Source organism: Actinomadura sp. (assembly GCF_044508335.1).
Lineage (GTDB): Bacteria > Actinomycetota > Actinomycetes > Streptosporangiales > Streptosporangiaceae > Spirillospora.
On the sequence record NZ_JBIQHY010000208.1, the window covers coordinates 1 to 4782 of the forward strand.

A 4782-nucleotide genomic window follows, 5' to 3' on the forward strand; every position below is an offset into this window, starting at 1 on the left:
GGCGGCGGTGCGGGCTGCGCGGGCGGCGCGCCGTACTGGGGTGCGCCCTGCCAGGACGGGCCGTGCGCCGGCGGCGGCTGCGGAGCCCCCATGGGCGCGGGGCCGCCCGGCATGGGCGGCGGGCCCATCGGCGCGGGCGGCGGGCCGGTGAAGCGGGGCACCGCGCCGGCGCGCGTGCTCGCCCTCCACCGCGACGGCGGCAGCGACGCCGCCAGGAGCGCGACGCCCAGCAGCAGGAAGACGCCGTACGGGGCGAGCACCGTGTAGCCGATGTGGATGTCGCGCGGCAGCAGGTCGCGCCCGGAATGCCCGACGGACCAGCGCGGAGCGACGACCCAGAGGATCCCGACCACCGTGTAGACGAAACCGGGGATGAGCGAGGCGAGCGGGGAGGTCCGGGAGCCCGCCACGAGGCCGACCAGGACGGCCGCGACCACGACGAGGGCCGTGGCGGCCCAGCGCTCGCTTCCGCCCCTGATGACGAAGTACCGGAAGTACTCGGTGTACTTGGTCGCGCCGTAGGACAGGCACAACGCGATGACCGGCGTCACGACAAGGCCGATCACCACGCCGAGGCCGTGGCGTGCTCCGTTGGACATGACACCTCCGTACCGCGGGCGGGATCCCGCCCAACCTAACGGTGAGGCGGGCCGATGACCACCGGGGATACGCGGGTGGGTCCAGGTCTGCGCGCTATTGGACGGATTCGCCGGGCTTCACCGGGGTGGGCTGGCCGAGCCGCGGCGGGCTGGTCAGGAAGCCGATGCCCCAGGTCACGTGCATGGTCGCGAACACCAGCGGCAGCCGCACCCAGGCCGAGAGCGGCAGCCCGCGCCCTTCCACGACGGCGCCGAGGATCATCGCGGCCGCGTACCCGCCGGGCAGGATCCAGCCGGGCCAGAACCCGAACAGCCCGGCGACCGCGCCCGCCGCCATCGCGACCACGGCGATCGGCGGCGCGAGGTAGCGCAGGTTCAGCGTGCCCTGGTGCTCGCGCCCCACGACGCGCCGCCAGCGGCCGGTGTGGAAGTACTGCTTGGCGAGGGCCCGCAGGTTCGGGCGGGGCCGGTAGGTGACCCGCATGCGCGGGGTGAAGAAGATCCGGCCGCCGGTCTCCCGGATGCGGTGGTTCATCTCCCAGTCCTGGGCGCGGACGAACGTCTCGTCGTAGCCGCCGACCCGCTCCAGCGCGCTGCGCCGGAACGTCCCGAGGTAGACGGTCTCGACCTCGCCGGCCTCGCCGCCGGTGTGGAACCGGGCGTTGCCGACGCCGAGCTTGGACGTCATCGCGCGCGCCACCGCCTTCTCGAACGGGGTGACGCCCTCGGCGGCCATGATCCCGCCGACGTTGTCGGCGCCGGTCTCCTCCATCGTCTCGACCGCCGCGCGGACGTAGTCGGACGGCAGCAGCGAGTGCCCGTCCACCCGGACGATGATCGAGTACTGCGACGCCTTGATCGCGATGTTGAGGCCCTGCGGGGTGCGCCCGGTCGGGTTGGCGACGACGAGGACGCGCGGGTCCTCGGCGGCGAGCTTGCGGGCGATCTCCTCGGTGCGGTCGCGGGACGGCCCGACCGCGAGCACGAGCTCCAGCTCGCCGGGGTAATCCTGGTTCAGGATGCCGCGCACGGCGTCGGCGAGGTGGCGCTGCTCGTTGAGGACGGGCATGACCACCGACACCGCGGGCCAGGTGCGTTCACCGGACTCGGGACGGGACTTCACGGCGTACTGGGCTTCCTGGTTCATGGCGCGATGGGCACGGGGAGACGAATTCATGTGGACTCGCGGGCGCGCGCCGGCCGGCGGGACCGGAGGCGGGCGCCCCTTCCTCTCTTGCTCGCTTGCCTGACGCAGCCCACGCCACCCAGGTTCGCGTGCGGGCCGCCGGGGTGTGGTCAAGACGGCGCCACGTTACTGCAAGGACACGAGGTCCAGGTAGCGAACGGACGGGCGCCCCCCACTTTAGAGTGGTGGGGACTCGCGGTGGAACGTGATCTTCGGGAGGGCGGCGGCCGGCATGGCAGACGGGCACGACTCGGGTCGCGGCGGTCCCGCGGACGCCGATCCGCTGGAGCGCTACTTCCGGCCGCGTCCGGGCTCGCACGCGGCGCCGGGCGGCGACGACGGCGACGGCATCGAGGGCGTGACGATCGACGGCATGCCCGCGCCGCGGGTGACGGTGGACGGCCCGCGCGGCCCGCGCCGGCCCGGCCGGCAGCTGAGCCCGCGCGCCGCGATGAGCGCCCGGCGGCAGAAGCGGTTCCTCACCCTGACCGGGACGATGTCGGCGTTCGTGCTGCTGACCTCGGGCGGCGCGTGGGCGTTCCAGAACTACGTCACCGGCATGATCGACAAGGTGTCGGTGGACGGGCTCGGCAAGGGCCGGGACGCGCCGAAGGGCGCGATGACGATCCTGGTCGCCGGCGTCGACCGGCGCGAGGGGCTGACGAAGGCGCAGCAGAAGGCCGCCAAGCTCGGGCACGAGCCCGGAGAGCGCTCGGACACGATGCTCCTGGTGCACGTGTCGCGCGATCACGACAGCGTGTCGGTGGTGAGCCTGCCGCGCGACTCCTACGTCACGATCCCGGCGCACAGGTCGAACGGGTCGGAGGGCGCGAAGGGGACGCGGGTCCCGGCCCGTCCGGGCAAGCTGACCTGGGCGTACCAGTTCGGCGGCCCCGACCTCACGGTCAGCACGGTCAAGCAGGCGACGGGCGTGTCCATCGACCACTACGTCGAGGTGAACTTCTACGGGTTCGTCCATATGGTCGACGCGCTGGGCGGCGTCGACGTGTGCGTCGAGCAGCCGGTCAACGACGCGAAGAGCGGGCTGAGGCTCCCCGCGGGCACGTCCCACGTCGACGGCCTGAAGGCCCTCGCCTTCGCCCGCGCCCGCTACGCTCTGACCGGCGGCAGCGACCTCGGCCGCATCGACCGGCAGCAGCAGTTCATCGCGGCGATGATGAAGCAGGCGCTGTCGACGAAGACGCTCGGAGACCCGGTCAAGTCGACGAAGTTCCTGAACGCGGCGCTGAAGTCGCTGCGGGTCGACGAGAAGCTGGCCGACAACCTGCCGAAGCTCGCCGACCAGATGAAGAACCTCTCGACCGACGACCTCACGTTCGCGAAGGTGCCGCTCGCCGACCCCGACTACAACGCCGTCCTGTGGAACGCGCCGACCCCGCAGTCGACCGTCCAGTGGGACCACGGGAAGGCGCGCGACCTGTTCACCCGGATCCGGCGGGACGAGCCGCTGGCCCGGCACACCGCGAAGCCGAGCGCCACGCCGACGCAGAAGCCCGAGGACGAGCTGACCGTGCCGCCGGACGACATCTCCGTCCGCGTGCTGAACGCGATCGGCACGCCGGGCCTCGCCACGAAGGCGGGCGGCCAGCTGCGCGGGCTCGGCTTCAAGGTGACGGTCGCGCCGGGCGTGGCGCGGCGCGGCCTGCGGACCACGCAGATCCAGTACGGCCCCGACCGGGCGGACTCGGCCAGGACGCTGGCCGCCGCGATCCCCGGCGCCAAGCTGAAGAAGGTGCCGTCGCTGGGGTCCCGGCTGCAGGTGATGGTGGGCGCGGACTGGGACGGCGTGAAGAAGGTGAAGGTGGCCCCGAGCCCGTCGCCGTCCTCGTCCCCGGCGATCGAGACGGGCACGGCCACGTCGAAGCTCTGCTCCTGAACCTGTCTAGAATGGCATTCTAGGACGTGGGAGGAGCCGCATGACCGAGGACGCGCCCGCCGAAACGTACTACGAGCCGCTGGGGGACGGCCGGTTCGCCTCCACCGCGGCCACGGCCGGCCCCTGGTCGCCGGGCCTTCAGCACGCCGGACCGGTGGCGGCCCTGGTCGGGCGGGCCTTCGAGCGGCACGACCCCGTCCCCGGCACCCGCGTGGCGCGCGTGACGGTCGAGATCCTGAGCCCCGTCCCGGTCGCCGAACTCGAGGTGAGCGTCCGCACCGCGCGTCCGGGCAAACGGGTCAGCCTCCTCGAAGGCGAGATCACCCACGAGGGGCGCACGGTCGTCCGCGCCACCGCCTGGCGGATCCTGGCGGCGCCGTCCCACCTGGAGCCGGTGGTGCACACCGCGCCCCCGCCGCCCCTGCCCGCCGCGGCGCGGCCCTTCGGGGAATGGCACGGCCTCCACGTGCACGGCTACCTCGCGTCGATGGAATGGCGCCTCGTCCACGGCTCGTTCGCCGAGCCCGGCCCCGGCACGGTCTGGGCGCGCTCGCGGATCCCGCTCGTCGTCGGCGAGACCGACACGCCGCTGATCCACGCGCTCCGCCTCGCCGACAGCGCGTCCGGCATCGGCAGCCAGCTCGACCTCTCCAAGTGGCTGATCATCAACACGGACCTGACCGTCGCCCTGCACCGCGACCCCGCCGGCGAGTGGCTGTGCATGGCCGCGTCCCTGCACGCGAACCCGGGCGGCAGCGCCCTCTGCGAGGCGACCCTGGCCGACCGCTCCGGCGACCTCGGCCGCGTTCTCCAGACCCTCCTCGTCGACGAAGTCTCGTAACCTAGTGTTGTCAATCGATCACTCTGGGTAACAATCGCGGTGACAGAACGAAGTCACCATCAGGAGCCCAGAACATGTCGACAAGGTTTCTCGCCCTGTTCACCACGACCGCCGCCGTGTCGGTGACGCTCACCGCCGGCATCGCCGCGGCGACCGCCTCGCTGGCGGCCCCGCCCCCGTCTCCGGCCGCCGACGCGCCGGCGGCCGCACCGCCGTCCCCTTCGGCCTCTCCATCGCCGTCGTCCTCGCCGTCGTCCTC

The 4782-nt window shown here is 73.0% G+C and carries 5 protein-coding genes; 2 read left to right on the forward strand and 3 right to left on the reverse strand.

Annotated elements, in window-relative coordinates; translation table 11 throughout:
* Positions 1–599, reverse strand: a 599-nt coding sequence (locus ACIWVC_RS34060) for a hypothetical protein (protein WP_396455130.1), incomplete at its 3' end; no start/stop codon positions are given.
* Positions 600–693: 94 nt separating this feature from the next.
* Positions 694–1746: a glycosyltransferase family 2 protein gene (locus tag ACIWVC_RS34065; RefSeq protein ID WP_396447660.1), complete on the reverse strand. Its 1053-nt coding sequence runs from the start codon at positions 1744–1746 to the stop codon at positions 694–696.
* 271 nt (positions 1747–2017) lie between these two features.
* On the opposite strand from ACIWVC_RS34065, the gene ACIWVC_RS34070 reads away from it, so the two are divergent.
* Positions 2018–3682, forward strand: coding sequence for an LCP family protein (locus tag ACIWVC_RS34070; RefSeq protein WP_396447659.1), 1665 nt, complete (start codon positions 2018–2020; stop codon positions 3680–3682).
* A gap of 40 nt (positions 3683–3722) precedes the next feature.
* Positions 3723–4523: a thioesterase family protein gene (locus ACIWVC_RS34075; RefSeq protein ID WP_396455131.1), complete on the forward strand. Its 801-nt coding sequence runs from the start codon at positions 3723–3725 to the stop codon at positions 4521–4523.
* A gap of 10 nt (positions 4524–4533) precedes the next feature.
* Here the strand turns inward: ACIWVC_RS34075 and ACIWVC_RS34080 are convergent.
* The coding region (locus ACIWVC_RS34080; protein ID WP_396455133.1) for a hypothetical protein at positions 4534–4782 on the reverse strand (249 nt) is incomplete at its 5' end.